This window comes from Methylophaga sp. (assembly GCF_030651745.1).
Genome location: NZ_JAUSCC010000107.1, coordinates 1 through 3,380, shown reverse-complemented (window position 1 = coordinate 3,380; position 3,380 = coordinate 1). Strand labels below are relative to the sequence as shown.

3 protein-coding genes and 1 tRNA gene are annotated in these 3,380 nt (G+C 46.4%); all 4 read right to left on the bottom strand.

Features of this window, described 5'->3' with window-relative positions:
• Nucleotides 1-19: 19 nt before the first annotated feature.
• Nucleotides 20-94, bottom strand: a tRNA-Gln gene (locus Q7V21_RS12450).
• A 20-nt stretch (nucleotides 95-114) separates the two neighbouring features.
• A complete protein-coding gene (gene ispE, locus Q7V21_RS12445; RefSeq protein WP_304917604.1) occupies nucleotides 115-984 on the bottom strand; it encodes a 4-(cytidine 5'-diphospho)-2-C-methyl-D-erythritol kinase in 870 nt (289 codons plus the stop codon).
• Nucleotides 981-1,580 (bottom strand): lipoprotein insertase outer membrane protein LolB, encoded by a 600-nt coding sequence (lolB, locus tag Q7V21_RS12440; protein ID WP_304917603.1) that lies wholly within the window; start codon nucleotides 1,578-1,580, stop codon nucleotides 981-983. The genes ispE and lolB overlap by 4 nt, the downstream gene beginning before the upstream one ends.
• Nucleotides 1,577-3,352, bottom strand: a complete 1,776-nt coding sequence (locus Q7V21_RS12435) for a tetratricopeptide repeat protein (RefSeq protein ID WP_304917602.1) — start codon at nucleotides 3,350-3,352, stop codon at nucleotides 1,577-1,579. The genes lolB and Q7V21_RS12435 overlap by 4 nt, the downstream gene beginning before the upstream one ends.
• Nucleotides 3,353-3,380 lie beyond the last annotated feature (28 nt).

The following is a 3,380-nucleotide window of genomic DNA, read 5'->3' as shown; positions in this document are numbered from 1 at the left end:
GTTCAATAAACAAAAAGAGTGGCTGGGGTACCAGGATTCGAACCTGGGAATGACGGGATCAAAACCCGTTGCCTTACCGCTTGGCGATACCCCAACTGTTATTACACAACTCTATCAATTTGCAGTTACATTCAGACTTCTCTCGAAGTCTTTTGCACAAAGACTCAACGGTGATTCGTTGCACCCTTTGGCAGTAAAAGCATGCCAATGTTCCGGCACATTTTGTAAAACATTTTCAGCCTCATCGGCCGAATTAAAGCGGGCAAAAATACAAGAACCCGTTCCGGTCATACGTGGAATGGCTGCATATTGTGCCAACCAAGACAGTGCCTGCGCAACTGGTGGATGTAACTTTTTAACCACCGATTCACAAATGTTACTGCCTTCCCCCGCAAGGAAGCCCGCTATTGTGATTGGTTCACAATCGCGTGTCAATTCCGTTGCGGAAAATATTTCTGCGGTTGAGACAGCGCAGTCTGGAAAAATAACTAAATACCATGGTTCTGGTGGATCAATCCGGGTAAATACTTCACCAACACCTTCGGCCCATGCGGCGTGACCACGGACAAAAACCGGTACATCTGCGCCTAACTGCAATCCTAACGTTGCCAACTGATCTTCCGTTAATGCACATTGCCAAAGCTTATTCAGCGCAACCAGTGTGGTTGCAGCATCTGAACTACCGCCTCCCAGACCACCACCCATCGGTAGTTTTTTTTCGAGTTGAATAGTGGCACCTGAGCTGACTTTTGCCGTTGTTTGTAAAAGTTTAGCCGCTCGAACAATCAGATTATCGTCGGCAGCAACATCGGTCAGTTGCGTTTGAAGCACAATTGCTGAATCTTCGGTAACGGTAAATTTCAGTTGATCGCCATAATCTAAAAACTGAAAGGCTGTTTGCAGTTCATGATAACCATCTGCTCGGCGGCCGGTGATGTGCAGAAATAAATTTAGCTTTGCCGGCGCAGGCCACCATTCATTCATTTACCAACTTTCCAACCATTCATCACCAGACGAATACTTAATTGCGGATGTTCAATAAAAATTTTGGCGGGAATATCATTGCCCTCCAGCGGCACATAATCGACAAATTCTACTTGCCATCCAGCTTGAGAAAGTGTGGTCAACCGGCCTTTTTCATCCAGCGTTTTCTGATCAATCTTGATTGCTTCATGTGGCAATCCTCTTACCCAATCACGCAAAGCACTTACCGGTAACAACCAACCTAATACTTCGGCCAGTAGCTGTTCGGGGGTCTCTGCAGAATAGCTTTCGCCATCGGAAAAGGTCATGGTGACCAATACATCGTCACCTTTTAATTCAACCGCACCCTGCGAAAAAGGACCAAACAAACGGATATTGAAATCATCTTGCTGCTGCTGCCAGGTTACACCGACATTCCAGCCTTCTTTGTCCTGGCGGATAACGGTACGGCCACGAAATGACCAGTCGTTCAATTGTTTTAACGAGACTTGGCGTTGCTCCCACAAAACTTCTGCCGGAGCGAGAGGCTTGGTTTGCCAGAAGGGTGTACAGGCGGTCATCAACATGACCGCCGCAATAACGAACAGCCGTTTCATTTCGTTAGCCGCTGCAGGGTCTCCTGAAGCACTTTATTATCGGGATCCAGCTTTAAACCCTGATCCCAATATTTTTTCGCTTCATTTTTTTTGTTCTGTACCCAAAGCACTTCACCGAGATGGGCGACAAACTCGGCATCAGCTTGAATCGCAACGGCTTCACGCAGGTAATATTCCGCTTTTTCCATATCACCCAACCGGTAATAGACCCAGCCCAGGCTATCCAGATAGTACGGATCGTTAGGACGCAGCTCCAATGCTTTATTGATCAGCTCTAAGGCTTCGTCATGACGATCAGTGCGATCAGTCAAGGTATAGCCCAATGCATTAAGCGCCTGTGAATTATTCGGATCGATTTTTAAAATAGTGCGTAAATCGCTTTCCAGCACATCCAGCTTATCAATCGATTCGGCGACCATAGCGCGGCTGTATAACAAATCGATATTGCCCGGATGGTTGACCAACGCCTCACTCAATACATTGAATGACTCTTCAGGCATGCCCTGATCCCGTAAGAAGGCAGCTTCAAACAGATAAAAATCAATAGCTTGCTGCGGACGTTCCTGACGCAGTAATTTCAGATGTTGTCTTGCTTTGTCGACATCGCCACGCTTAGCAAGCAAGTTGATATAACGGGTTTGCGCCATTTCAAAACGTTGGCTGTCTGCAGGAACCGAAGCAAACCATACAAGTGCTGAATCAATGTTATCGTTCATTTCTTCTGCCAGCCCCATAAAGTAACTGGCCTGGCCACCGGCATCGCCCATCTGTAACAGCTGACTGAAAAAAGTTTTGGCAGTAGAACCATCTTCACGTTCAAGGGCTAACAGACCCAGCGCAAAGATAACATCCGGGTTATCCGGGTTCTCCAGATGCAGCTCTTCAAAAATACGTTTTGCTTTATCGGACTGGCCACTTTCGCCTAACAATTTTCCATAGGTAAAACGTAAAGTTTCGCTGGCACCGTCTTGTTCGGCAGCTTTAGCGATAAGTTTTAACGCTTCATCACTTTTATTGAATGTTTGCAGTAAATCCGCTTTTAAGCCGAGATAAGCTTCGTTGCGCGGATACTCTTTCAGTAATCCATCGACTGCAATTTCTGCAACCTCAAACCGCTGGAAATAAGCTGCAAGTCGAGCATAGGTATAGCGGGCATCCGGATCATCTTGTTGATAGAGATCCAGTTCCAGAAGCGTCTGCAGGCCTCTTTCCGGATCACCTTTTTCGCTCAAGTTGGCAGCCAATGACTCCAGATATCTTTCTTTATGTTCCGGATCCAGCGCTAATGCCCGGTTCATGTTTTTCACCACTTCCGGATAGTTATCTTCCATTAACAGAAATGGCACCCGCATCACATAGACTTCAGCTTCTCCCGGAGAAACTTCCTGCCAGCGGGTCAATGCACGATTAATTCGTTGCGGATCACGTGAAAAAGTTGAAATTCTTGCGGAACGCCCAGCCAGTTCAGGAGAATCCGTTAATTCTGCCGCTTGATTGTATAAATCGACGGCAATATCGAGTTGCCCACGTTGTCCGGCAATTTCAGCGGTGAGGATGTAATAAACCAGTTCCGGTGTAAGCGGCAAATTCATCGCAGATTGCGCTGAATCGTCGGTATCGGCATCTATTAACTCAACAGCCTCAAAAGAATTGTTTTCATCTGATTGCTGAGCAGTTGCAGCGCATCCAAACAGTAAAATAGGTATCATCAACCATGTTGCCGATGAGGCAAACTGCTTGCAATAACCGCGTAACTGTTGCAATAAATCCATAATTCAACGACCTGACTGATTGAGTTTG